Origin of the sequence: Embleya scabrispora (assembly GCF_002024165.1) — a bacterium.
Classification (GTDB): domain Bacteria; phylum Actinomycetota; class Actinomycetes; order Streptomycetales; family Streptomycetaceae; genus Embleya; species Embleya scabrispora_A.
The window spans coordinates 551,726-576,467 of sequence record NZ_MWQN01000001.1; the positions used below are offsets into that span (position 1 = coordinate 551,726).

23 protein-coding genes and 2 pseudogenes are annotated in these 24,742 nt (G+C 73.4%); 10 read left to right on the forward strand and 15 right to left on the reverse strand.

Translation table 11 applies throughout. The features are described from left to right. Positions 1-80 precede the first annotated feature (80 nt). From B4N89_RS53295 to B4N89_RS02715, 3 genes and pseudogenes are all read right to left on the reverse strand, one after another. Positions 81-344, reverse strand: a pseudogene (locus B4N89_RS53295) (peptide deformylase); the annotation flags it as partial. 452 nt (positions 345-796) lie between these two features. Next, positions 797-3,024: pseudogene (locus B4N89_RS02710) on the reverse strand (primosomal protein N'). A gap of 106 nt (positions 3,025-3,130) precedes the next feature. Next, entirely contained in the window at positions 3,131-5,200 is a 2,070-nt protein-coding gene (locus tag B4N89_RS02715) for a restriction endonuclease (RefSeq protein WP_078974267.1), read from the reverse strand. A 257-nt stretch (positions 5,201-5,457) separates the two neighbouring features. Here B4N89_RS02715 and B4N89_RS02720 point away from each other — a divergent pair, with 257 nt between their 5' ends. Next, the gene (locus tag B4N89_RS02720) at positions 5,458-5,868 is read left to right on the forward strand and encodes a hypothetical protein (protein ID WP_143657808.1); all 411 of its coding nucleotides are present in this window, start codon (positions 5,458-5,460) and stop codon (positions 5,866-5,868) included. A 55-nt stretch (positions 5,869-5,923) separates the two neighbouring features. Here B4N89_RS02720 and B4N89_RS02725 read toward each other — a convergent pair whose 3' ends face one another. Then, complete coding sequence (locus B4N89_RS02725) at positions 5,924-6,424, reverse strand: excalibur calcium-binding domain-containing protein (protein WP_078974269.1); 501 nt, start codon at positions 6,422-6,424, stop codon at positions 5,924-5,926. A 181-nt stretch (positions 6,425-6,605) separates the two neighbouring features. Here B4N89_RS02725 and B4N89_RS02730 point away from each other — a divergent pair, with 181 nt between their 5' ends. After that, positions 6,606-8,012 (forward strand): WS/DGAT/MGAT family O-acyltransferase, encoded by a 1,407-nt coding sequence (locus tag B4N89_RS02730; protein WP_078974270.1) that lies wholly within the window; start codon positions 6,606-6,608, stop codon positions 8,010-8,012. Between the two features lie 51 nt (positions 8,013-8,063). Further along, positions 8,064-8,840, forward strand: coding sequence for an alpha/beta hydrolase (locus tag B4N89_RS02735; RefSeq protein ID WP_078974271.1), 777 nt, complete (start codon positions 8,064-8,066; stop codon positions 8,838-8,840). Between the two features lie 33 nt (positions 8,841-8,873). Here the strand turns inward: B4N89_RS02735 and B4N89_RS02740 are convergent, their stop codons facing one another. Then, a complete protein-coding gene (locus B4N89_RS02740) occupies positions 8,874-9,686 on the reverse strand; it encodes a DMT family transporter (protein ID WP_101896976.1) in 813 nt (270 codons plus the stop codon). Positions 9,687-9,978: 292 nt separating this feature from the next. On the opposite strand from B4N89_RS02740, the gene B4N89_RS51160 reads away from it, so the two are divergent. Continuing rightward, positions 9,979-10,539 carry a CGNR zinc finger domain-containing protein gene (locus tag B4N89_RS51160; protein ID WP_235618439.1) on the forward strand — a complete coding sequence of 187 codons (561 nt, stop codon included), beginning with the start codon at positions 9,979-9,981 and terminating at the stop codon, positions 10,537-10,539. A 218-nt stretch (positions 10,540-10,757) separates the two neighbouring features. After that, a complete protein-coding gene (locus B4N89_RS02750; RefSeq protein WP_078979065.1) occupies positions 10,758-11,486 on the forward strand; it encodes a ZIP family metal transporter in 729 nt (242 codons plus the stop codon). A gap of 49 nt (positions 11,487-11,535) precedes the next feature. Here the strand turns inward: B4N89_RS02750 and B4N89_RS02755 are convergent, their stop codons facing one another. Beyond that, complete coding sequence (locus B4N89_RS02755) at positions 11,536-11,940, reverse strand: VOC family protein (RefSeq protein ID WP_078974273.1); 405 nt, start codon at positions 11,938-11,940, stop codon at positions 11,536-11,538. Between the two features lie 204 nt (positions 11,941-12,144). On the opposite strand from B4N89_RS02755, the gene B4N89_RS02760 reads away from it, so the two are divergent. Next, positions 12,145-12,672: a hypothetical protein gene (locus tag B4N89_RS02760; protein WP_078974274.1), complete on the forward strand. Its 528-nt coding sequence runs from the start codon at positions 12,145-12,147 to the stop codon at positions 12,670-12,672. Positions 12,673-12,886: 214 nt separating this feature from the next. Further along, positions 12,887-13,237: a YrdB family protein gene (locus B4N89_RS02765; RefSeq protein WP_161500600.1), complete on the forward strand. Its 351-nt coding sequence runs from the start codon at positions 12,887-12,889 to the stop codon at positions 13,235-13,237. Positions 13,238-13,264: 27 nt separating this feature from the next. On the opposite strand, the gene B4N89_RS02770 is transcribed toward B4N89_RS02765, so the two are convergent. Next, positions 13,265-14,263, reverse strand: coding sequence for an aminoglycoside phosphotransferase family protein (locus B4N89_RS02770; protein WP_235618440.1), 999 nt, complete (start codon positions 14,261-14,263; stop codon positions 13,265-13,267). A gap of 281 nt (positions 14,264-14,544) precedes the next feature. Between B4N89_RS02770 and B4N89_RS02775 the strand changes: the two genes are divergently transcribed. Then, on the forward strand, positions 14,545-15,381 hold the full coding sequence (locus B4N89_RS02775) for an undecaprenyl-diphosphate phosphatase (RefSeq protein ID WP_201260954.1): 837 nt from the start codon (positions 14,545-14,547) through the stop codon (positions 15,379-15,381). Between the two features lie 130 nt (positions 15,382-15,511). Here the strand turns inward: B4N89_RS02775 and B4N89_RS02780 are convergent, their stop codons facing one another. The 5 genes from B4N89_RS02780 to B4N89_RS02800 all read right to left on the reverse strand — a co-directional run bounded on the left by B4N89_RS02780 (position 15,512) and on the right by B4N89_RS02800 (position 20,320). Beyond that, on the reverse strand, positions 15,512-16,321 hold the full coding sequence (locus tag B4N89_RS02780) for a hypothetical protein (protein ID WP_078974277.1): 810 nt from the start codon (positions 16,319-16,321) through the stop codon (positions 15,512-15,514). 72 nt (positions 16,322-16,393) lie between these two features. Beyond that, positions 16,394-16,819: an ATP-binding protein gene (locus B4N89_RS02785; protein ID WP_078974278.1), complete on the reverse strand. Its 426-nt coding sequence runs from the start codon at positions 16,817-16,819 to the stop codon at positions 16,394-16,396. A 452-nt stretch (positions 16,820-17,271) separates the two neighbouring features. Beyond that, positions 17,272-17,913 carry a hypothetical protein gene (locus tag B4N89_RS02790; protein ID WP_078974279.1) on the reverse strand — a complete coding sequence of 214 codons (642 nt, stop codon included), beginning with the start codon at positions 17,911-17,913 and terminating at the stop codon, positions 17,272-17,274. After that, positions 17,910-18,725: a hypothetical protein gene (locus B4N89_RS49570; protein ID WP_078974280.1), complete on the reverse strand. Its 816-nt coding sequence runs from the start codon at positions 18,723-18,725 to the stop codon at positions 17,910-17,912. Before B4N89_RS49570 ends, B4N89_RS02790 begins: the two co-directional genes overlap by 4 nt. Before the next feature lie 140 nt (positions 18,726-18,865). Beyond that, positions 18,866-20,320, reverse strand: coding sequence for a benzaldehyde dehydrogenase (locus tag B4N89_RS02800; protein WP_078974281.1), 1,455 nt, complete (start codon positions 20,318-20,320; stop codon positions 18,866-18,868). Positions 20,321-20,480: 160 nt separating this feature from the next. On the opposite strand from B4N89_RS02800, the gene B4N89_RS02805 reads away from it, so the two are divergent. Further along, on the forward strand, positions 20,481-21,287 hold the full coding sequence (locus B4N89_RS02805; RefSeq protein ID WP_078974282.1) for a GNAT family N-acetyltransferase: 807 nt from the start codon (positions 20,481-20,483) through the stop codon (positions 21,285-21,287). A 229-nt stretch (positions 21,288-21,516) separates the two neighbouring features. Here B4N89_RS02805 and B4N89_RS02810 read toward each other — a convergent pair whose 3' ends face one another. Further along, positions 21,517-22,251, reverse strand: coding sequence for an SDR family oxidoreductase (locus B4N89_RS02810; protein WP_078974283.1), 735 nt, complete (start codon positions 22,249-22,251; stop codon positions 21,517-21,519). 71 nt (positions 22,252-22,322) lie between these two features. Between B4N89_RS02810 and B4N89_RS02815 the strand changes: the two genes are divergently transcribed. Further along, positions 22,323-23,270 (forward strand): LysR family transcriptional regulator, encoded by a 948-nt coding sequence (locus B4N89_RS02815; RefSeq protein WP_078974284.1) that lies wholly within the window; start codon positions 22,323-22,325, stop codon positions 23,268-23,270. Between the two features lie 22 nt (positions 23,271-23,292). Here B4N89_RS02815 and B4N89_RS02820 read toward each other — a convergent pair whose 3' ends face one another. Both B4N89_RS02820 and B4N89_RS02825 read right to left on the reverse strand, forming a co-directional pair. Beyond that, positions 23,293-24,441 (reverse strand): zinc-binding dehydrogenase, encoded by a 1,149-nt coding sequence (locus tag B4N89_RS02820; RefSeq protein ID WP_078974285.1) that lies wholly within the window; start codon positions 24,439-24,441, stop codon positions 23,293-23,295. After that, on the reverse strand, positions 24,438-24,737 hold the full coding sequence (locus tag B4N89_RS02825) for an antibiotic biosynthesis monooxygenase family protein (RefSeq protein WP_078974286.1): 300 nt from the start codon (positions 24,735-24,737) through the stop codon (positions 24,438-24,440). Before B4N89_RS02825 ends, B4N89_RS02820 begins: the two co-directional genes overlap by 4 nt. Positions 24,738-24,742 lie beyond the last annotated feature (5 nt).

The window sequence follows — 24,742 nt, forward strand, 5'->3', positions numbered from 1 at the left end:
ACAGCCCTCGGGCCGTCCTGTTCGTCCTCGGACAGGTCCAGGTCGGGGTTGATCAGGTGGCCCACCTCGCCGTCCACCTGGTAGGTGAACACCCGCAGGGCGACGCCGATCTGCGGCGCGGCCAGGCCGCTGCCGGGCGCGTCGCGCATGGTGTCGGTGAGGTCGGCGACCAGTCGACGCAGTTCCTTGTCGAACACGGTGACCGGGTCGGCCTTGCTCCGCAGGACGGGGTCGCCGAACAGGCGGATCGGCTGGACTGCCACGGGTGTGCTCCCCCATCGGTGGTCGGTCGGTGGTACGGCTGCCGGCCGCCGGCGACCGCCGCGCGTGGTGGCGCGGCACACGAGGTGTGCCGCTCGGCGGTGTCGGTCGCTCGGAACCGGAGAGCGGCAAGTCTACTGAGCGGGCGCGGCCCGGCTCCCGCATGCCGGCACGGGTCGCGGGCGGGGCGGTCCGCGGTACGGCCGGCGACCGTCCGCGCCGGCCTCCGGTCGCGGGCGCGGGCGGATCCGGCGTACCTCCGGCAACCCCGCCGGAGGTGGCGGACACTCTCCGGAGGTGACGACCGAACGCGAGAGGGGCGAACAACGCCGGAGTCGTCGCGGGGCCGGCGGGGCGCGACCGGCGAGCAACCCGCGCGGGCGCGGCGTCACACGCGTCGGCGGGTCACACCCGGGCCGGCTCGTGACATCCCGGTCGGCCTGTGACATCCGGCGGGACGCCCGGCGCCGGGGCACCGACCCTGGGGCCGAGGCGCCGCGCCGTTCGGGTGAGCCGGGCGCCGCGCCCGACCCCGTCAGCCGATGTCCGGCGGATCGACTCTGATCAGCACCGGATCGGCGGTGCCCCGGGCCAGTCGCAACGTCTGCGCCGCCTTCAGCGCGTGTGCCAACTCCGCGCCGCGGCCCGGTTCGATTCGGAGCAGGACCCGTTCGTGGCGCGGCGGTTCGGCCGCCGGCCGGACCGTCGCGGGGGGCGGCGGCGTGGTGCCGAACAGGGCGCGGGTGAGTTCGGCGCGAGTGTCGGCGGCTCTGGGGTCGGGTCCGGCCGGCGCCGGCGGCGGGGTGCGGGCGACGGTCGGCGCGACCGGGACCGGGCCCAGTACGTCCACCCCGTCCGGCAATCGCAACACCGCCAGGAAGTCGGCGATCCCGGCGGGCGGCCCGGTGACCGACGCCATCCGCGACACCGGCGGCAGGTTCAGGTCGGCCCGCTCGCCGAGTTCGGTCAGCGCGTAGCCCTGCGGGTCCCACCGCACCAGCGCCTGCACCGGACGCAGCGTGGACTCGGCGACCACGACCAGTGTGCCGCCCTCCCCCGCCGGGCGGACCAGGCTCGCCGCGTCCAGCCAGCGGCGCAGCGCCTCCTCGCCGGCGCGCAGGTCGGGCCGGGTGAGCAGGGCCCAGCCGTCCAGGAGCAGCGCCGCCGCGTAGCCGCTCGGCGCGACCGGCTCGGCTCCGGGCGTGGCGATGATCAGGGCGGGCAGGTCCGGCACGGTGGTCAGGATCGCGTCCCGCCCGGAGGTACGCACCGGCACCGTCGGGAACGCGCGGCCCAACTCCTCCGCGGTCCGTCGCGCGCCGATCACGCCCGCCCGGATCCGGTCCCCGCCGCATACCCGGCAATGCCAGTTCGGCGCCGGACGGGTGCACCAACCGCAGGTCAACACCCCGTCCCCGGAGGGCAGTTCGAGCGGCCCGGAACAGTGCGCGCAGCGCGCCGGCTCCCGGCAGCGCCGACACGAGGTGCGCACCAGGTAGCCGCGTCGGGGCACCTGGACCAGGACCGGGCCGCTGCGCAACGCGGTGCGCGCCACGTCCCATGCCAGGCTCGGCAACCGCGCGGCGCGCGCCCCCTCGTCCCGGGCCAGGTCGAAATCGCTGCCCACGGTGCGTACGAGCGGTGCGGCGGCGCGGACCGCGGCCCGGTCGGCGTCCAGCGGCCGGGCCCAGCCGGTGCGGACCAGTTGCGCGGCCTCGACCGTGGTGGAGTGCCCGCCGACGGTGAACGCGGCGTGCTCGCGGGCGGCGCGCATGGCCAGCACCTCGCGCACGTGCGGGTGCGGCGCGTTCTTGTCGGCGTGCGAGTCGTCGCCGTCGTTCCAGACCAGGGCCAGGCCCAGTTCCACCACCGGCGCGAACATCGCCGCGCGGGTACCCACGACGGCGCGGACCGCACCCCGGTTGACCGCGAGCCAGCGCCGGTAGCGCTCCTCCGGCCCCAGTCCGGCGGTCAGCGCGACGTGCCGGCCCGGACCGAGCAGCGCGGTCAACGCCGCGTCGACCCGATCCACCGCCTTGGCGTCGGGGACGACCGCGAGCGCTCCCCGGCCGCCGGCCAGGGCGGCGGCCATCGCACGGGCGATCTCGTCCGGCCAGTACGGCCCGGGCAGCGCGGTCCACACCGTGCGCGGCGACTCCCCCGCGGCGAGCGCGGCCAGATGCGCGGCGCCCGCCGGGTAGCGCGACCACGGTCCGGGCGCGGGCGGCCCGGGTCGCGCCAACGGCTCCCCGAGGACTCCGCCTCGGCGCGCGCGTGCCGGGCCGGCAGCGCGAGCTGCACGATGTCGGCGAGGCTGCCGGCGTACCGGTCCGCCACCGCCCGGGCCAGTTCGACCATCGGCGGCGCGAGCACGACCTCGGGCGAGACCACGCTCGCCAACGGGGCCAGCGGTCCGGCGTACGTACTGCGCTCGACCCGCTCGACGATCACCCCGTCGATCAACCCGCCACCGCGCCGCCGCCCGTCCACGACCTTGGCCCCGAACCGCACCCGCACCCGCACCCCGGGCTGAGCCTGCTCGGCCAGCTTGGCCGGCACCGAGTAGTCGAACAGTCGATCGAGGTGCACGAGCCCCTTGTCCACGACGACCCTGGCCACCGGCAGCCGCTCGGCCTGCGCCGGCGTCTTCGGCTTGCGCCCCCGGGCGGCCCGCACGGCCCGCCGCGCCTCCTCGACCCCAAGCGCCAACTGCCCGTCCTCGCCGCCGCCTCCACCGGGATCGTTCGTCGCCACATCGCTCATCCTGACAGACGGGTACGACGGATCCACGCAGGTAGGACGAGCCCCGACAGCCTGGTAGAGCCCCCGCGTCGCACAGAGGCGCCCCCGTCCGCATACCGGGGTGGACTCACTCCACCTCCACGCCGTGCGACTCGGCGACGCCCAGCAGGCCGTTGCGGAAGCCGTTCGTGGTGGGCGAGAAGGTCCAGCCGGTGTCGGCGCGGACGAAGGCGCCGAGGACCATGGCGGTTTCGCCGGGGCGGCGGGTCGGGACCGGGTTGGTGCCGAGGTCGCGGCCGTCGGCCTGGTCGAGGCGGGTGAGTTTGGTGCCGCGCAGAGTGCTCAGGTCGCGGCCGGGGGCGTGTTCCTCGTCGACGGCGGCGGCCAGGACCAGCCGGTCGGCCTCGCGGGGCAGCAGGGCCAGGTCGATCAGGAAGGCCACCCCGTCGCCGATCCGCACCGCCCCTTCCGGACTGGCCGGGTTGTTGAAGAAGACGAAGTGCTCGTCGCCGAGCACCCGCCCGCGTCGGCACACGAACGCGCACGGGTCCAGCGGCGGCGCGGTTCCCGGGTCCCAGGCCACCTGGACCAGCAGCCGGCTGCCGGACGCGGCGGCCGTGCCGGTGCCCGGGCCCAGCCGACCGCGCAGGCCGTGTCGGGCGAGCAGGCCGACCAGTTCCGGCCCGGTGACCAGGCCCAGCGGCTTGTTGCGGATGAACTCGTGGCTGCCGGGCCCGAACCCGGACGTGGTCACCAGCAGGCCCTTGTTCGCGCCGTGGTGCTGGACGGTCCCGGCCAGGTCGCGCACGGCGGTCGGCGGGACGGTGTGCCGGTAGCGCTTGACCTGCACCACGATCGTGCCGCCGCGGATCGGGTCCGGGTCCACCGCGACCACGTCGACGCCCTGGTCGCCGCTGCGCGCGGTGGTCGCGACCTCCATGCCCATGCGCTGGAACAGCTGGGCGATCAGGTTCTCGAACTCGATGGGGTCCATCACGAACAGGTCCGGATCGTCGTCGCCGGCGCCGGGCCGCGCGGGCAGCGTGGGGGTCGGCGCCGAGGCGACGCTGTCCGCGAGCCGGGTCGTCCGAACGGGAGTGGGCCGGTCCGGACGCGTCGACAGGACGCCCTCCATCGCCTCCAGGCACGCGACCGCGTCCACCCGGTCCAGGCTGATGTGCCGGAAGTCCTGCGCCCGGGCGGTCACCGTGACCAGATACGTGCGCCCGGGCCGGCCCGTCGCCGGGTCGATCGCCTGGACGAAGCCGTTCAGCACCACCGAGTCGAGGATGCCCTCGTGGTCGGCGAAGAACAGTTCGGCGAGTATCCGCAGCGCGCTCTGGGCGAGCAGGTCGCGGTGGATCGTGCGCCGGTCGGTCGCCGTGCGGGCGACCTCCTTCTCCTGGTCGTCGGTCTTCACGTAGCGCATCCGGGCCACCACCGGCACCACGTCGACGGTCGGGAGTTCGTGGTCGACCACGAGTTGGCGCCGCGCGGCGTCGAAGGCCACCGTCGACTGGTCGGAGAATCCCTCCGGCCAGTCCGGCGAGGCGAGCAGGACCCCCTCGAAGTAGTCCTCGACCGCCTCCGGGTCGCGCGCCGCGAGCCGCCGCACCAGGTCGTCGACCTGCTCGTTGCGCTGCGCGGCGAGCGCCCGCTGACCGTTGGCCCACTCCTCGAACTGCCGGTGGTATTCGTGGTATCGCTGCTGCCGCTCGTATTCGGCGGCCTGCGCGGCCCGCAGGTCGTGCTCGTAGCGGGCCTGTGCCTGCGCCCGGTCCTGCTCGTAGCGCGAGTGCGCGCCGGGCGCGAACGAGCCCAGGCCGGACGGTGCGGCGACCTGATAGCGCGCCGGATCGGGCATCGGAATCGGTCGGGCCAACTCCCCCGGCTGGAACGGCGGGATCTCGACGGCGGCGCGCAACCGGTCGATGTGGAACCCCGGCGCGCTCAGCCGGGCCCGGAGCACGCCCTGGAGTTCGGCGACCCGCTCCTCGATCTCGGCGGTCCGTCGGGCCACTTCGGCCTCGCGGGCCTGCTGGTAGGCGCGCTGCGCCTCGCGGTCCGCGCGTGCGGCGGCCTTCTGCGCCTCACGGCGATTGCGCTCGTCCGCCCGCTGCTGTTGCTGCCGCGCGCGCAACTCGGCCTCGCGCTGCCGCTGTTGCTGCCGCTGTAGTTCGGCCCATGTCCCCAGCACGCCGGTGCTCCGCCGACTCGCCACGCTATCGCCCTTCCGCCCTGCACCCGTCCGCCCCCACGCCGGATGCCATCCTGCCGTGTCCGGACGGTCGGCGCGAAGGCGGTGGGCGGGTCGATCCGCAGGTGGTCGGGCGATGGGGCGGGCGGGCGGCGGAACGGGGGCCGGACCGGCAGCCCGCTCGCGCCCGGGTCACGCCGAGCCGTCACCGGCCCCCGCGGGAACTGCCGCCCCTCGAACCGCTGGACGAACCGCCCTTGGACCCGCTGCCGGACGAACTGCCGCCCTTGGACCCGCTGGTCGAGCCGCCCTTCGAGCCGCCGGACGAGATGCCCGACGTGCCGCCGGTGACCGAACCGCCCGAGTTTCCCGTCGTGGCCGATCCGGAGGTCGTGAAGCGGGTGGGATCGGGTGTGTCCGTCGGTCCGGAGCGGGAGGCGGTCGGCAGCGCGACGCCGGGGCTCGAGGCGGTCGCGCTCGGGACGGAAACGGTCGTGCGCTTCGGCGGTTTCGGCCGCTTCGACGACTTGCTCCCACCGCCGCATCCCGCCAGGACCAGTACACCCGCCGTGGTCGCCGCGGCGGCGACCGTCCCGATCCGGAAGATTCGTTTCTTCGTACGTCGCATGCTGTACACGCCCCCGTGGTCGACTGTCATAGGACTGTAGCCGGCCCGACCGGCCGCCGCCGGCACTCCCCCTCCCGAACGGCGGCCGATTCGCCTCATTCGCAGGCCGTACCGTCCCCGTCCCGGTCCAGGTGCGCGCCGTAGCCGGGTTCGCCGCGGTGGATCGGCGCGGCGCCGGCGGCCCGAACCGCGGTGCAGTTCTTGTAGTAGACCGGCCCGTCGCCACCGGTACTGCTGCCGCCGGTACTGCCGGAGGTGCCGGAGCCGCCGGACGAACCCGTCCCCGCCGAACCGCCGCTCGACCCGGTGCTCTTGCTCCCCCCGGTGCCGACCGAGTCGCCCGCCGGCGGGACGGCTGCCTTCGACGGCTTCGGCGTGGGGTTCCTCGAAGCCGCCGACGGCGACGGCGACAACGAGGACGCAGGTGCGGAAGGTGTCGGCGAACCCGACGCCGCGGCGGTGGCCGTGGCCGCCCCGCCCCCGCTCTGGGAGGGCTTCGGCGAGCCGGACTTGCCGCCCCCGCCCCCGTCGCACCCCGCCAGCGCCAGGGCCAGCACCGCGGCCAACGCCGGCGCGATCACCCCCGCACGCCGCATGGATCCGAATCTCGGCACGGCTGTGCCCGATGTGCCCATCTGCGAGTTCCCCCCTCGATATGTGCCGCCCGGACTCTAGCCGCCATCCCCGTCGCTGTCCGCCCGACCTCGGAGCCGGTACCGCTTTTCACGTTTCGCCGGGTATCTGGACCGGACCTCGGAACCGACCTACGGTGCCTGGATGGACCGATTGAGCGCGATGGATGCCGGGTTCTACTTCGTCGAGGACGAGAACGTGCCGATGCACGTGGGATCCGTGCTGATCTTCGACGGGCCCGCACCGTCGTACGGCGACGTGATCCGGCTGTTCGTCTCGAAGTTGCCGGAGGTGCCGCGCTATCGGCAGCGGGTCCGCACGCTGCCGCTGCATCTGGGCCGCCCGGTGTGGGTGGACGACGAACACTTCCAGATCCTCTACCACGTGCGGCACACCGCGGTCCCCGCGCCGGGCGGCGCCGACCAGGTGCGCAACCTCGCCGGCCGGCTGTTCGCGCAGCGGCTGGACCTGACCAAGCCGCTGTGGGAGGTCTGGCTGGTGGAGGGCCTGGCCGACGACCGCTGGGCGATCATCTCCAAGGTGCACCACTGCCTGATCGACGGCATCGCCGGCACCGACCTGCTGCAGATCCTGCTCGACTGGCGCAAGGACCCGGAACCGCCCGAGGCCGACGAGTCGACGGACCCGTGGCTCCCGGAGCCCGCGCCGAGCACCGTCGATCTGATCGCGGACGGCCTTCGGGACGCCGTCGCCGCGCCGATCAAGCACCTGGCGGCGGTGCCGGCGCTGGCTCGGGAGATGCGCAGCGGCTCGGAGTTGACCGACATCGTCCGGGCGCTGGCCCGCAGCCTGCCCGGCACCGCGAATCGGCTCCTGGAGACCTCGGCCGGCTCGCTCAACGGCTCGATCGGGCCGCATCGGCGCTGGGTGTGGGCCGATGCGGAGATCGCCGAGATCAAACGGATCCGGAAGGAGTTCGGCGGCACCGTCAACGACGTGATCCTGACCGCGATCACCCGGGGCTTCCGCGATCTGCTGGCCGGGCGGGGCGAGTTGACGTCGGATCAGGTGGTCCGCTCGCTGGTCCCGGTGTCGGTGCGCGCGCCGCGCGAGCGCAGGACGCTCAACAACCGGCTCAGCGCGATCCTGGTGAACCTGCCGGTCGGCGAGGACGATCCGGCGGCCCGGCTCCGCTCGATCCGCGAGCAGATGGACGACCTCAAACGCAGCCGGCAGGCGGCCGGCGCCGATGTCCTCACCAATCTGGGCAACTTCGCCGCGCCGACCCTGCTGGCACTCGGCTCGCGCGCCGCGCTGCGCTTCCCCCAGCGCCTTTTGCAGACGCTCACCACCAACGTCCCGGGCCCGCGCGTCCCGCTGTACATGCTGGGCCGCCCGCTGCGCGAGCTCTACCCGTACGTCCCGATCGCCGCCACGATGCGCATCGGCGTCGGCGTCTTCTCCTACCTGGACCACGTCACCTTCGGCATCACCGCCGACTTCGACGCGGTCCCCGACGCCCAAACCCTCGCGGACGGAATCCGAGCGGGCATCGACGAGCTGCTGGAAGCCGCGACCGCTTCCGCCTGAACACGCCGGGGGCGGCGGCCGGTCCGGGGACAGGGGCGGGAGAATGCCGGGATGAGCGCTTCGCGGGACATTCTTGATCGGCCGGCTGCCGGGCCGGATCGTACGTTGCGGTACGGATCCGAGGCGGAGCAGGTCGTCGATCTCTGGCAGGCGCCGGGCAAGTCGCGGGGACTCGTCGTGGTGTTGCACGGGGGGTATTGGCGGGCCCGGTACGACCGGGGGTACACGTACTCGATGTGCGTCGCCTTGGCGGCCGAGGGGTACACGGCGGCGACCGTCGAGTATCGCCGGGCCGGGCAGCCGGGGGGCGGCCGGCCCGGGACCTTCGAGGATGTCGCCGCCGCCGTCGATCTGTTGGCGGCGCAGGTTCGCGAACCGACGGTGCTGCTCGGCCACTCCGCCGGCGGACACCTGGCGGTGTGGGCCGCGCTCCGTGATCGGGTGCCGGCGGGCGGCCCGGGTCGGCTGTCCGCGCCGCCGGCCCTGGCGGGGGCGATCGCGCTGGGCGGTGTACTGGACCTGGACGCGGCGCTGGACCTGAACCTGGACGACGGGGCGGCGGCCGAGTTCCTGCCCGACCACTCCGAGCGAGTGCTCGCCGAGACCGACCCGGTCCGGCTGGCGGCCGGCGGGGCCGGCGGGCGCCGGCTGATCCTGCTGCACGGCGACGCCGACGAGCAGGTCCCGATCGCGCTGAGTCGGACCTTCGCGGCCGTCTCGGGGGCGGACCTGCGCGAACTCCCGGACATCGGTCACTTCGAGCCGGTCGACCCGCTCTCGCCGGCCTGGCCGGAGGTCACCCGGGCGGTCGCCGACGTGCTGGGCTGATCGACGGCGGGCCCTTCGGCCGCCCGCCTCTGCTCAGTCCCGATTCGCCAGCAGCACCCCGACGCCGCCGATCGCGATCCCGGCCAGCGTGGTCACCCGCAACGACTGGTCGAGCAGGAGCCAGGCCAGGAGCGCGGTCGCGGCCGGCGTCAGGAAGAACAGCGTGCCGACCCGACTCGCCGAGGACCGCCGCAACATCAGGTTGAGCAGCGTGAACACCCCGATCGAGTTGACCAGCACCATCCACGCGAGCGTGCCGAGGAACGGCCCCCACGCGCCGATGTGCGGCGTCTCGAACAGCAGCGACCCCAGGCCGATGAACGGCGCGCTGACCAGGAACTGCACGGCCGTGCCGGTGCGCAGATCGACGTCCTGCACATAGCGCTTCTGGTACACCGTGCCCACGCTGAGCCCGAGCAGCCCGACCACGGCCAGCGCCAGCGCCGGGATCGACGTGCCGGCGGGGCCGGAGACGGCGAGCACGACCCCGATCGTGCCCAGGCCGAAGCCCAGCCACTGCCGAACGCTCACCCGCTCGCCGAGGACGCGCCCGGCCAACAGCGCGATCAGCACCGGATTGAGCCCCTGGACGAGGGCCGCCACGGCGGCGGACATGCCGAGCGACAGCGCCGTGTACAGCGCGCCGAACTGGACCGCCTGGAACAGCAGTCCGGCCACCATCACATGGACGAGCCGTCGACCGCGCGGCCACGGCGCCCGCACGGCCAGGGCGAACGCACCGAGCAGCGCTCCGGCGAGCACGAACCGGAAGAACATCAGCAACAACGGCGGCGCCGCGTCCACCCCGATCGCGGCGACGATGAACCCGCTGCTCCACAGCAGCACGAAAAGCGGCGCAACCGCCCTCCCGACCGCGTCCCTTCGCCGTTCCCGCCCGGGTTCTCGCCCGGGTTCTCGTCCGGTTTCCCGCTCGGTCCGACCCGGCGGGCGACCGACGGCCGTCGGTGCCGACCGGTCGCCCGGAGCGGCGTCCTGCCTGCCTGCCCGGGTGCTGTCCTGGGTGGTGTTCGCGGCGGTCACTGGACCCACTCCCGATCGACGTTGGAATAACTGCCCAATCCGGTTACTCACCCTGACCCGTCCGACACTAACCTGTCAAACCGGTTACCATGAGGACGTGGCATACACCTTCAGCGGCGGTGACGTCGCACTCGACCTGATCGGCACCGTCCAGGCGCGCCGCACCGAGGCGCGCGATCTCCTCGACACGCCGGCCTCGCTCGCGTCCTGGACGGTCGCGGCCGGCCTCGTGGACACGCTCCCGGCGGTGGACGAACAGGGGCTCGCGGACACGATCGAGCTGCGCGAGACGATGTACCGGCTGGCCCTGGCCCGCGAGACACCGCCGGGGTACGCCGACCCCGACCGCGAGGCGCTCAACCGCCTGGCGGCCGGCGAGCCGGTGCGGGTCGCGCTCACCTCGGACGGCCTGGTGGAGCGCACCGGCGACCTCGCGGCGGTGCTGGCCGAGATCGCCCGCTCGGCGGTCACGTTGTTCGGCGGCCCGGACGCGGACCGGATCAGGGAGTGCGAGGCGCCGCTCTGCACCCGCCTCTACGTGGACACCTCACGCCGCGGCAGCCGCCGCTGGTGCGACATGCGTCGCTGCGGAAACCGGGCCAAGGCCGCCGCCTTCCGCGCCCGCCACCGCGACGAGCCGGAGCCCGCCGACGCCTGAGCGATCGGTGCGCGCCGTTGCGTCCGCAGGCGATCGTGGGTTCGTGGATCCGCGCGCCGATCCCCCGGCGCCGATCCGCACTCGTACGGCGCAGCCCCGAGCGCGGGCGCCCGTCCGCTCGACGACGATGGTTCGATGACGTCGTCCCGGGTGCGGCCGCGCAGGCAAGGGCAGGCGCGGGCGTGACCGCCGTACTGGTCGCCGCCGGCGCCTTCCTGATGACCCTGCTCGGCGGCTGGGTGGCGCAGCGCATCGGCGATCGCCGCCATCTCGTCCTCGGTCTCGCCGCCGGACTCATGCTCGGCGTGGTCGCGTTCGACCTGCTGCCCGAGGCGTTGTCGGCGGCGGGTGGGCGGGTCGGCGGGGTGCCGCAGGCGTTGTTGATGTTCGTCCTGGGCTTCCTCGTACTGCACGTGGTCGAGCGTTCGGTGGCGATCCACCGGGGCCACGAGGGCGAGTACGCCCCGCACGCCCACCAGCACGGCCCGACCATGGGCACCGACGGCCGGGTCAAGGGCATCGGACTGACCGCCGGCATCGCGCTGGTCGGGCACAGCGTGATGGACGGCTTCGCGATCGGCGCGGCGTTCCAGGCCGGCACCACCGTGGGCACGACGGTGGCGATCGCGGTGGTGGCGCACGACTTCGCCGACGGCTTCAACACGTACACCGTCACCCGCTTGTACGGCAACGACCGCCGCCGGGCCCTGACCCTGCTGGGCGCGGACGCCCTCGCGCCGGTGGCCGGCGCGGCCGTCACGCTGGCGTTCACCATCCCGGAGCACGCGCTCGGTCTGTACCTGGGTTTCTTCGCCGGCTTCCTGCTCTACCTCGCCACCGCCGACATCCTCCCCGAGGCGCACAGCCCACACCCGTCGGGCTCGACGCTGCTGTGCACGGTGGCGGGTGTGGGGTTTCTGTGGCTGGTCATCTCGTTGGCGCAGTAGGCGGTACGGGGTGCGCGGGTGCGGGTCGGCTCGCCGCTCGCCCCCGCCCTCAGCGAATCGAGCCCATCCGTTCGATCAGGTCCCAGCGGTTTCCGTACAGGTCGCGGAAGACGGCCACTATCCCGTACTTCTCCCGGCGCGGCGGTTCCTCGAAGACCACGCCCGCCGCCACCATGCGGGCGTGCTCGCGCGCGAAGTCGTCGGTGTACAGGAACAGTCCGACCCGGCCGCCCGTCTGGTCCCCCACCCGGGAGCGCTGCTCGTCGTCCACCGCCCTGGCCAGTAGTACGGCCGCCTCGTTCGGCCCCGTGCCGGGCGGGGCGACCACGACCCAGCGTTTCCCGTCTTCCATCGGGGTGTCCTCGCGCAGGTCGAACCCGAGCGCGCCGGTATAGAACGTGATCGCCTCGTCGTAGTCCCGCACCACCACCGCGACCAGTCCGAGCCGATTCATCGGCCCACCCCGACCGGTACCCGTGTGGCAACGCACTCGATGGTCATGCGGCCCAAGCTACCTTCCGGCTCTGCCATCCGGCCGGGACGGGTCGTCGACACACCGGCGGGTTGGTCCCGGCGGGCGCGGCGCGGCGCGCTTCCCCGGATTCCGCTGTGGGCGGACCTCCTTGCCTTCCCTTCGCATCGGCGTAACTTGAATTACATGATTACAACGAAGCAGGAAGCAGTGCGCGGCTGGTTCACCGGACGCCTGCCCGAAAGCCTGTTCACCGCGCTGGTCGAGGTGACCGTCGACCGCGAGGAGATCACCGTCATCGGCCGCATCCCGGAGCCGGAACTCGCCGAGGAGGTCTCGACCGACGAGCGGGAGGCCGCGCTCGACGGCAGGATCGCCGAGTTCCGCGAGCGCACCCGCGAGGACCGCATGGCGGTGGCCCGCGAGGCCGAACGCCGCTTCGGCCGCAAGGTCTCGTGGGGCGTCGAGTGCGGCGGCACCCGCGCCCTGTACACCACCGTCTCCGTACCCGTGATGACCCGGCTCCGTCAGCCCGAACGCCAGGTCCTGGACACCCTTGTCGCGGGGGGCGTCGCGCGCAGTCGCAGTGACGCGCTGGCCTGGTGTGTGCGCTTGGTGCAGCGCAACACCGACTCGTGGCTCGCCGACCTCCGCGACTCGTTGGAGCACGTCGAGCGGGTCCGCTCCCAGGGGCCCGGCACCCCCGGCGAGTAGGGCCGGGTCATGCGCGTGTCATGCCCATCGCCGGAGGGGCGGCGGGCGTGGCACGCTGCGGCCGACCCCTCTCGGCCCGAGTGACACCCCGACGCTGCGATGCGAACAAGATCGGCGCTCGCAAACGAGAGCAGTGCTCTTGACTTGGAGCACCGGACGCAGAATGATGCTCTCAAGTGAGAGCAGCGCTCTCGCGCGTCACGGGGAGGCTCGCATGAACGTGCTCTATTGGACCGCGATGTTGTTCCTGTTCCTCGCCGAGTTGGCCGCCGTCGCGGCCACCGCCTACTGGGGGTTCACGCTCGCCGCCGGTTGGCCGGTGCGAATCCTGGTCGGATCGGCCGCACCGACCGGAATGATCTTCCTCTGGGGTCGGTTCGCCGCCGCGAACAACGCCGATGCGCTGACCGGGCTTCCGCGCGTGTTGTTCGAGACCGCCTGGTGGGGCGCCGGCATCGTCGCGTTCGTCGCGGCGGGCCTGCTCCCCGGCGCGATCGGCGTCGCCGTGGCCCGCGTCACCGGCCTCGGCGCCCAGCGCGGCAAGGCCCACGCGGCACGCCGCTGAGACGCGCCGCAGACCCGGTCCGGCGGCTCAGGCCAGGCGCCGGCGGAGCCAGTGCAGCGCGCCGTGGGCCTGGGCGCGTTGGAACGGGCGCAGGGTCGGGAGGCCGTGCGGGGCCGGCCGCAGGGAGTTCGCGGCGAAGAATCCGGCGGCGGCGGCCAGTACGGCGGTGATCCGGTCCGGTTCCACTCCCCGGCGGCCCAGATGGGCCTCGATCGGGTCGACGGCGGCGTCGCCGTTGTGCATGATCACGCTCGGCGCCATCAGGACCACGTCGATCCAGGACGCTCCGCGCACCGCCCACGGCCAGTCGACGAACACGACCCGGTCCGGGGTCAGCAGGATGTTGTCCGCGCGCAGGTCGCCGTGCACGAGCGCGGTGCCCTCGGCGGCGGTCGGCCAGTGCGCCTCGTGCGCGGCGATCCGGTCGACGTTGGCGCACGTCCACGCGCCGAACGGCTCGGGGTCGAAGCCGCGTCGCCACGCCCCGAAGGTGACGCCCAGCGCCTCGGCGACGGTGGGCACCTCGATCGGGGACGGATCCAGGACGGCGCCCAGGTCGGCACAGGCGGCCAGGACCCGGGTCAGGTCCTGCGGGCGCCAGGGCTGCGCCGGCGTGTGGCCGTCGATGTCCTCGAAGGCCAGTGCCACCCAGCCGTCGAGGTCGACCTCGGCGAGCAGGCGCGGCACGGGGGCGGTGGACGGGAGGGCGGCGGCGACCCTGGCCTCGGCCCGGTGCAGGGCGGGCGCGTCGGGGTTCGCGTCGGCGCCGACGGCCTTGACGAACGCCCTTCGGCCGTCCGCGAGTTCGACTCGGGCGGCGATGCCGGGCGAGAATCCGCCGACCTGGGTGACGGCCCGCACCACCCGGGCGCCGAGCCGCGCCTCGACCGCCGCGCGCAGCCCCTGCGGCGCGGCCTCCCACGGCACGCGCACCCCGGAGGCCACGGGCACGGCCTCGGGCATCCCGGGCGCCTCCGCCTCGGGCGACGTCGTACCAACCTGCTGTGCGCTGCTGTCGCCGGTCATCGGACCAGGATTTCCGTCCGCCCGCGCCCGGGCAAATCGTTATCCGTACCCGTACCCGTACCCGTACCCGTACCCGTACCGGCACCGCGACCGCAATCGACGGCTCGGGTCCGCGCGCGGCCCGATCCGTGTCGTTCCGCGCCCGGATCCGCGCCGGCGGCTCCGCCGTTACCGTTCCGTCCAACTTCGGACATGTGATGTCCACCCGACCCACCGTGGGCCGCCGCTACCGTGACGGCCATGATCCGCATCCCTGTTTCCCGCCCCGGAGTCGTCCGGTGATCGGTTGGTTCGAAGCCGTCGTACTCGGCTTGGTCCAGGGGCTCACCGAGTTCCTGCCGATCTCCTCCAGCGCGCATCTGCGCATCGTGTCGGCGTTCGCCGGCTGGGAGGACCCGGGTTCGGCGTTCACCGCCGTGACCCAGATCGGGACGGAAAGCGCCGTCCTGATCTACTTTCGCAAGGACATCGGCAACATCGTCGGCACGTGGGTGAAGTCCCTGTACACGCCGTCGCTGCGCGGTGAACTCGACGCGCGCATGGGCTGGTACATCATCGTCGGCACGTTGCCCATCGGGGTACTCGGCCTGATCTTCCAGGACACGATCGAGACCACGTTCCGCGATCTGCGGCTGATCGGCACCACGCTGATCGTGTTCGGTCTGATCCTGTTGGTCGCGGACCGGATGGCGCTGAACAACCGGGGCATGGAAAAGCTCAACGGCAAGGAGTCGCTCATCTACGGCTTCGCCCAGTCGCTGGCGCTGATCCCCGGCGTCTCCCGCTCGGGCGGTACGGTCACCGCGGGCCTGCTGATGGGGTATCGCCGCGAGGTCGCGGCGCGCTACTCGTTCCTGCTGGCCATCCCGGCGGTACTGGCCTCCGGCGGCCTGGAGTTGTTCAAGATCGGCGAGGGGCCGGCGCCGGCGTGGGGGCCGACGATCGTGGCCACGCTCGTGGCGTTCGTGGTCGGCTACGCGGCGATCGCCTGGTTCCTGAAGTTCATCAGCACGCACAGCTTCACCGTGTTCGTCGCGTACCGCGTCGTCCTGGGCCTGGTCGTGCTCGGCCTGGTGATCTTCGGCGCCCTCGAGCCGACGGCGGGTGCCACGAAGTAGATCCGCGCCGCCCCGAAGAGCCGTTCGGCTCCGCCGCGTCCGCCCGTACGCCGGCATCGAACATCGTGTTCGCACGCCGCCGTCGTACACCGCGCGCACGGCGGAGCCGGACGGCTTCCCGTCGCTCGGGTCACCGGTCCCCGAGCATCGCGAACACGAAGGCCAGCCGCCGGTCGACCCACGGCGCCAGGATCCGGACCGGCTGCCCGTGCCCGTCCGTCGTCATCACCAGGTCGCCGGCCGCCTTCCAGGCGAGTACGCGCGGGCGTACCGCACCGATCGAACCATCGGGGCCGCCGAGCACGGTGTCGAAGGTCAGGCTCAGCGCGGTGTCCGCCGTGTGGGCGGCCAGGCGGCGTGGATCGGTCGTCGCGAAGAGGTTGCGGCCGACGATCTCGGGCCGGCCGGGCTGGTCGATCCGCCAGGTGTGCTTGAGCGGTCGCCGGGTGGGCGGAATCCGCCGGATGGTGCCGACGGGTTCGCCGTCGGCGGCGCGGACCCGGTCGTGTCGTACGTCGTCGATCGTCTCGGCCGGGTCCACCGTGCAGAGCAGGTCGCCGTCGGGGAGGTACAACGAGCGGCGGTCGTTGCCGGCGAGCGCACACGGGGTGAAGAAGTCCCCCGGGCCACCGCCGCGCAGGATCCGCACGCCGACCCCGGAACCGGCCGGGCCGGACGTACGCCTTTTCGACGCGTCGCTCGACAACGGGCCGTAGCGGAACGCGGTGACGCGCTGCCAGGCGGGCGCGTCGGGGTCGAACCCGGCCGTCGGGTCCGGCTCCGAGGCGGGATCCGCGTCGAAGTCGCGCCCCGGATCGCCCGTCGCGACGGGATCCTCCGAGCCCGGTACCGACGCCGTATCCACCCCGGCCGTCGGCTCCGCCTCACCCCGTCCCCTGCGCCGCCCGAACACCATCCGACCCCGGTCCTCCTCCGTCACGACACGTCGACCCGCGCGCCGGTCGCACCGTCGTACGACCGGACCGCACGCGCTCGACCGTATCGGGCGGGCTCAGACCTCTCCGAGGTCGTCCCCCGCGTCGTCGCCGAAGTCGTCCTCGAAGTCCGCGCCGTAGTCCTCGCCGAAGTCCTCCTCGAACCCGGCGCACACCGCCTTGCGTCCGCCGCTGCGCAACTCGACCCGGAAGCGCCGGGTCAACGCGGCGACCACGAGCAGACCGCGGCCGGCCTCGGCGTCTTCCAACACCTCCACGGGGGACGGCAGCGAACACGGCAGGTGATCCAACACCTCGACCCACAACATCCGGCCGTGCAGCGACGCGGACACCTCGTAGTCGCCGTAGTCGCCGGCGTGCTCGACGGCGTTCGAGGCCAGTTCGGAGGTGACCCGGACCGGATCGTCGGACTCGAAACCGACCCGCTCGCAAAAGCGCCGCACGTGGGCCCGCGCGGCGGAGACGGTCTGCGGTTTCGACACCAGCCGTACGGTCGAACGTGTCCTGGACACTGTGGTGGCCACGTCTCCCCCTCCAGTCGGTCGGGCTGCTGAGAGCACCGTGATCGAATACTTCCTGGAAACGGGCCCGAACTGCGATTTTCGGTCACCGATCGACCGCGATCTGGTAGAAAGCGCGGCAAGATCGGTGGACCACTTGGAAGTTACCGAATCCGAAGCCCTTCCGGGCGGATCGTTTGGCAAAGAAAACCGCGCGTCGGACCGGACATCCCATGCCCGGGGCGCCAACCGGCCGTCGCATCCCGGGAGTTCGTCGAAATCCCAGGTCAGCCTACCGAGCCGAGGGCAGTGGGTGCGGCCGAACGCGGGACGATCACGCGTCGACGGAGCCTTTGATCAGCGATGACGAACGCCCCGATCCCCACCGGGGATCGGGGCGTTCGTCATCGGCGGCGAAGGTTCGAGGGGCCGGCTCAGAAGCGGATCGAGCGCTCGATCGACTCGATGTCCCGCAAGCGTTCGGTCGCGCCGCTCGGCGCCGAGGACAACATGTAGATCGGCACCGCGCCGGTGTCGATCACGGTGACCCGGAGCCGGAACGGCGCCACGTTGCGGTCCTCGGGGGTGCTCTCGATGTCCATCAGCCACGCGTTGCGCCCGTCGAGGCGGGCCGCCTCGCTGGAGCGCACCACGTCCTGGGCCTTGGCGGGGTAGATCAGCTCGAGTTGGGCCCGGCCGATGGTCTCCGCCATCTCCGGCATCGATCGCGGTTTGGCGGTCACGTACGCCTTGGTGTCGACCACGCCGACCATGAACGTGCCGACCGGGTTGTTCGGGTCGGGCGTGGGCTTGGCCGTGGGGTCGGTCGTCTTCGGGTCGACGGTGGTGGCGACCGAGGAGTACAGGCCGACGATCGGATCCGGCGGCTTGGCGTACCAGCCCTGGGGCAGCACGTACGACACGTGCGCCTTCTCGTCGCGGATCTCGCCGGGCCGGGCCGAGCGCGTGGCCGCGGGCGGCGCCGACTCGCCGTCGGTGCCGGTGTCGTCGCCCGGTCCGCACGCGCCGACCGCGATCAGCGCGGCCAGCGTCGCTCCGAGGGCCGCGCGCCTCATCCCAGGTCCTCCGCGTCGCCCCCGTCGACCTCCACGTCGCCCGCCTCGACCGCGGCCCGGTAGGCCGCCTCGACCTCGCTCGTGGCCGCGCCCTCCCGGTCGAGCAGGTGCGCGTACAGCAGGCGCGAGCCGGCCAGGTCGGCGTCGAGCGCGCGCCGGATGTGCTCCCGGGCGTCCTCGGTCCGGCCCGCGTCCAGTTCGGCGTCGCCGAGGTCGACCAGCGCGTCCTCCTGGCCCGCCTCGACCGCGCGGGTCAGCCAGGCGATGCCGTCGTCGACGGCGTCGCCGTTGAGCAGCAGTCGGCCGAGGTTGGCCATCGCGAACGCGTCGCCGGCCTCCGCCGCCGGGCGCAGCAGCGCCTCGGCCTCGGCGGCCCGGTCGAAGTCCTGGAGGAAGGCCGCGAAGTCGTTCGGCGCGTCGGGGTCGCCGGTCTCGATCGCCGAAACGTACCAGCGCTCGGCCGCGGCCGGCTCGTCGAGCGCGTCGGCGAGCAGGTTGGCGATCGGCAGCGCCCAGCGCGTCTCGCCCAGCCGGTGGCGGTCGATCAGCAGGTCGACCGCGGCCTCCGCCCGACCGGTGACCTCCAACAACTCGCTCAGCGCGTCCACGGCCTCCGTGTCGCCCTCCGCCAGCGCTTGGCGCAGCACCGCCTCGGCGGTCTCGTCGCCGCCCGCGAACATCAGTTCGCCGGCCTTGCGCCGGGCGTCGGGCGCACCGGCGTCGGCGGCCGCCAGGTAGAGCTCGACGGCGACGTCCATGCGTCCCTCGCGCACTGCTCGGTCGGCCTGGGCGAGGTGGTTCGTGCCGGACATGGTCCTGCTTTCGGATCGCGGGGCGTAGGCCCACGAGCCTGCCACATCACCGGGCTTTCGACGTGGTCGGCACGGACGGTGCCGGGCTCCGCCGGGCGCCCGGCGAGTGCGTGCCGCCGCTCGGAGTCGAGCCCCGCCGCTCAGAACGGATGCGGCGCGATCTCTCCCCGCATGGTCACCCACTGCGTCTCGGTGAACGCCTCGATGTTGGCCTCCGGACCGCCGAACCGGGCGCCCGTGCCCGACGCCGCCTGGCCACCGAAGGGGGCGTTGGCCTCGTCGTTGACCGTCTGGTCGTTGATGTGCACCAGGCCGGTGGGGATCGCGTCGGCGACGCGCATCGCCTGCCCGACGTCGCCGAGGATGCCGAGCGAGAGCCCGTACTCGCTGTTCCGGGCCAGCGCGATGGCCTCTTCCACGGTGTCGAACGGGACGACCGGCGCCACCGGTCCGAACACCTCGTCGGTGTACGCGGGCATCGTCGGCCGCACGTCCGCGAGCACGGTGGGCCGGTAGAACAGCCCCTCGTACGTGCCGCCGGCGGCCGGCCGCGCGCCCGCGGCCACGCTGTCCCGGACCAGGCCGTCGATCCGGCGCAGTTGCCGCTCGTCGATGATCGGGCCGAGTGCCACGTCCTCGGTCGCGGGGTCGCCGACCGGCAGGTGGTCGGCCTTCGCGGCCAGGGCCGCCACGTAGTCCGGGTACAGGCTCTCGTGGACGAGGTGGCGGCCGGTGGCCATGCAGATCTGGCCCTGGTGCAGGAAGGAGCCCCAGGCGCCGGCCGCCGCTGCGCGGTCCACGTCGGCGCCGGGGAGCACGATCAGCGCGTTGTTGCCGCCCAGTTCCAGGTGTGCGCGCTTGAGCAGGCGTCCACAGGCTTCGCCGATCCGGCGGCCGGCGGCGGTGGATCCGGTGAACGAGACGATCCGTACCTCGGGGGCGGACACCAGGGCCGCGCCCGTCTCGGCCCCGCCGGGCACCAGGTGCAGCACACCGGCGGGCAGGCCGGCCTCCTCCAGGATCCGGGCGAGCACCACACCGCCGCAGATCGCCGTGCGCGGGTCCGGCTTGAGCAGGACGGCATTGCCGAGCGCGAGCGCGGGCGCGACGGAGCGGATCGACAGGATCAGCGGGTAGTTGAACGGCGCGATCACACCGACCACGCCCGCCGGACGGCGGCGGGCCAGGCTCCAGCGCGGCTGGGCCGACGGGAGCACCAGGCCCTGCGGATGCGCCGCGAGCGCCGACGCCTCGAAGCACTCGGCCGCGGCGAAGCCCACCTCGACGGACGCCTTGGCCGGGACCGATCCGGACTCGCGGACCAGCAGGCCCCGGATCTCCTCGGCGTGCCGCTCGAACAGCAGCCCCGCGCGGCGCAATACGGCGGCGCGCTCGTCGTACGGCCGGGCCGCCCAGTCGCCCTGCGCCGCGGCGGCGGCGGAAGCCGCGCGGGCGACGTCGGCGGGATCGGCCGCGCCGACCACACCCAGCACGTTCCCGGTCGCCGGCTCGACCGCCTCGTACGTCCCTCCGGACCCGGAGGTCCAGCGCCCGTCGAAGATCTTTCCGGTCCATGTGCCGTCGGCAAGCAACATGCGGCGTCCTCCTAGGCGATCGGCCGCGCGGGTCGCGGCGGACCTGCTCGAAACCTCGACGTGCCCGATACGCCGGGATGTTGCTACGGATGCCCCGCTCCCGAGCCGATTCCTTCCGCTCACCGGAAGGGTGGACGTGCCGATGTGATGGGGTGTCCCCATGACCGACGCGACCTCGCCCGTGATCTCCCTCGGCTTCCGCACCGACCTGATGCTGCTCACCCTCCAGGGCAGCCGGGTCGAGGAGCGGGACGGCTACCGGGTCGTCCGTACGCCCGCCAACCCCACTTTCCACTGGGGCAACTTCCTCCTTCTGCCCGCTGCCCCGGCCCCCGGCACCGCGGCCCGCTGGGTGGACACCTTCCGCCGCGAATTCCCCGACGCGGACCACGTGGCCCTCGGCGTCGACGGCACGGACGGCGCCACCGGCGACCCGGCCGACCTCGCCGCCGCCGATCTGCACGTCGAGCGCGGCACGGTCCTGACCGCCGCGTCCCTGCGCCCGCCGGCACGCCCCAACACGACCGCGACCTACCGCGTCGCCGACACCGACGACGACTGGGCCCAGGCGCTCGCGCTCAACGAGGCCGGCAACACCGACTTCGAGCCCACCGCCTACCGCGAGTTCGCCGCCCGCCGGTTGGCCGGCTTCCGCGCCCTGCAGGAACGCGGCCACGGCGCCTGGTTCGGCGCCTTCGAGGACGGCCGACTCCGCGCCGGCCTGGGCCTGTTCACCGACGGTCGGGGCCTGGCCCGCTACCAGACCGTCGGCACCCACCCGGACCACCGCAACCGCGGCCTGGCCTCCGGCCTGGTCCACGCCGCCGCCGTCCACGCCGCGACGAACTGGTCCGCGACCACCTTGGTCATCGTCGCCGACCCCGACTATGTGGCCATCGACATCTACCGCCGCCTGGGCTTCACCGGCACGGAAACCCAGATCCAACTGCAGATCGTCCCCGCCTGACCCACCCGCGCCCGAAGGATCAAACCTCGCCGGCCCGATCGGGAGGTCCACCCATCCGGTCCATCAGGGCGTACATGACGTCCACGCCGAGCCGCGGATTCGTGGCCGCCTGCCGGAGTCCTCCGGCCGAGGTGGCCTCGAAAGCCGGCCGGGCTGATGTGGCTTCGAGTGCAGGCCGGACCGGTGGGTGGTCTCGGCGGCGGGGCGGGTGTGCCGGGGCGGTGTGGGTTCACCAGGGGATCGGGCCGTCCTCGGTCAGGAAGGCGACCGTTGGGCCGTCCTCGCCCACGGTTGCCATGTCGACCGCGACGGCTGCGCCGTCTTGTGCCGTGCGTGTTCCGGTGTGGCGGTTGAGGTCGGTTGCGCAGTAGCCGGGACTCACGGCGTTGACGAGGATCCCTTCGGCGCGCAGTTCGTTGGCGTAGAGCACGGTGATTGCGTTCAGCGCGCTTTTCGAGGTGCAGTAGGGGAGAAGGATCGACGAGTAGGCGGACCACGGGCTGCCCGGGTCGGCGAGGTGGGTGAGGGAGCCGAGTTCGCTGGACATGTTGACGATGCGTGCCGCGGCCGAGCGGCGGAGTAGCGGGAGCATGGCGTGGGTCACCGCGATGACGCCGAACACGTTGGTCTCGTAGACCTGCCGGACGGTGGCGGCGGGGGTTTCACTCGGCTTCAGCGGTCCGGTGGCGATCGCGGCGTTGTTGACGAGGATGTCGAGGCGGCCGAACGTGGCGTCGATGTGCTCGGCGGCGGCCCGGACCGAGGTCTCGTCGGTGACGTCCAGTGGTACGAACCGTACGTCGGCGCCGTCGGCACGAAGCTCCTCGGCCGCCGCCTCGCCGCGCTCGGCGTCGCGCGCGCCGATCAGCACGGTGATGCCGAGGGCCGCGAGCCTGCGCGCCGTTTCCTTGCCGATGCCCTTGTTCGCGCCGGTGATCAGGGCGGTCTTCCGCGAAGTCGTCATGGCTCACAGCCTCCCCTCGACCACGGGCGGCGGGGAAAGACCGGAAGGCTCTGGATCTATAGTCCACGGATATGAGTGAGCTGGAGGTGCGGGAGCTGAGGTACTTCATCGCGGTCGCCGAGGAGCTGAACTTCAGCCGGGCCGCGGAACGCCTGGGTATGGCGCAGCCCCCGCTGTCGAAGGCGATCGCCCTGATGGAGTCCCGGCTCGGGGTGCGCCTGCTGGAGCGCACCACCCGGCAGGTGAGGTTGACCTCCGCCGGTCGGGTGCTGCTCGACCAGGCCCGGATCGCGGTCGACGCGGTGCACGCGGCGGCCCGGCGGGCACGCCGCGCCGGTCAGCCGACACCCCGGCTCGTCGTGGCGGTCAAGCCGGGAGGCGATGCGGGACTGCTGCGGGAGATCCTCGCCGCCTACCGGGGGGCGGGCGCGCAGCTGCCACCGCCCGAAGTCGTCGTCGCCGGCAGCGGAGAGCCGATCGCCATGTTGCGGGACGGCCGCGCCGACGTGGCGCTGCTGCGCAGCCCGTTCGACGGTCGAGGGCTGGATTCCCAGACGCTCGTGGTCGAGCCGCGACTGGCCGTCCTCCCCGCCGCGCACCGCCTGGCCGGACGCCGGCGACTGCGGCCGGCCGACCTCGAGGGCGAGCCGATCCCACGCTGGAAAGGGGCCGCCCCCGCCACCCTCGCCTACTACACGGGCTGCGACGGAGCGGAGGCAGGCGACGGCCACCCGGGCTCGGCGCCGGCCGACCCTCCCGAGGGGCCGCTCGTGGCGAGCGTCGAGCAACTCTTGGAGGTGGTCGCGCTGGGCCAGGCGGTGGCGTTCCTGGCGCTGTCCACCACCAAGCGGTACCAGCGCCCGGACATCGCATATCGGCCGGTCACCGGCCTCAGCCCCAGCGCGGTCGTGGTCGCCTGGCCGGAGACCTCACGATCACCGGCCGTCGCCGCGTTCGTCCGAGCCGCCCACGACGTCGCCGCCGACCACCCCGACCACATGAGCGCACTGGCCTACTGACCGGGGCGCGCATCCCCGGGGTCTACCGCCCGGCCGCGACCCCGGCCCCCGTGCGGATCACCTGGCGGATCGCCTCGCCGTTTGCCAGCGCCTCCATCGCCTCGTTCAGGTCGTCCAGTTCCACCGTGCCGGTGTGCAGCAGTTCGACCGGCATCTGCCCGGCCCGCCACAGGGCCAGGTAGCGGGGGATGTCGCGGCGGGGGACCGCGTCGCCCATGTACGAGCCGATCAGGGACTTGCCCTCCCCGGCGAAGGCCAGGGCCGGCACCGCGTCCAGCCGCCGTCCCGGCGCGGGCAGGCCGACCGAGACCACCCGCCCGCCTCGGCCCACCGCGGCCAGGCAGTCCGCGATCACGGCCGCGCTGCCGACCGCCTCGACCACCACGTCCAAGCCGTCGCCGACCAGGTCACGGATCGCGTCGAGGGCCCGGTCCGGGTGGTACGCGTGCGACGCGCCGAGCCGCAGCGCCAGGTCGCGCTTCGCCGGGACCGGGTCGACCGCGACGATCGGGTACGCCCCGGCCGCCCGCGCGCCGAGCACGGCGGACAGGCCGACCCCGCCCAGGCCGAACACCGCGACCGACTGGCCCGGACGTACCGCCGCCGTGTTGATCACCGCACCCGCCCCGGTCAGCACCGCGCAGCCGAACATCGACGCCACCTCGAACGGCACGTCGCGCGGGATCGGCACCACCGACTCCTGTGCCACCACGGCGAATTCGGCGAACGCGGACACCCCGAGCTGGTGGTGCACCACCGCGCCGCCCCCGTCTCGGAGCAGCGACGGCCCGTGCAGCAGCCCGCCCGAGCCGTTGGCCGCGGCGGCGGCCGAGCACAGCGCCGGCCGGCCCTCGTCGCACCGCACGCAGTGGCCGCAGCTGGGCACGAACACGAGCGCGACGTGCTCCCCCGGCGCGACCCGGTCCACCCCGGGTCCGACCGCCTCGACCACGCCGACGGCCTCGTGTCCGAGCGCCATCGGCAGCGGCCGGACCCGGTCGCCGTTGACCACGGACAGGTCGGAGTGGCACAGGCTCGCGGCGGCGATCCGGACCAGCACCTCACCCGCCCGCGGGTCGCCCAGTTCGACGTCCTCGATCGCGACCGGCCGGCTCGTCCCGTACGGCCGGGCCTGCGAGGTCCCGCGCAGCACGGCGGCCCGCATCCTCACGGCGCCACCTCGCGCGGGGTCAGCCGCACCACGTCCCGGCTCACCAGCAGCGGCACCACCTTGCCGAGCACGATCTCCCGGAAGTGCGCGGAGGCGCAGTGCGCGGTGAAGTCGGCTTCGGCGTCGTACTCCTCGACGAGCACGATCGTCCGAGCCTCCTCGGTGCCCTGGTGCACCCGGTAGCTCCGGCAGCCGGGCTCGGCCAGCGAGTGACGGGTCATCTCGTCGAGCAGGGTCAATACCTCGTTCTGCGCGTCGGGGTGGGTGAGATAGCGGGCGACGACTACGTAACTCAAGGGGA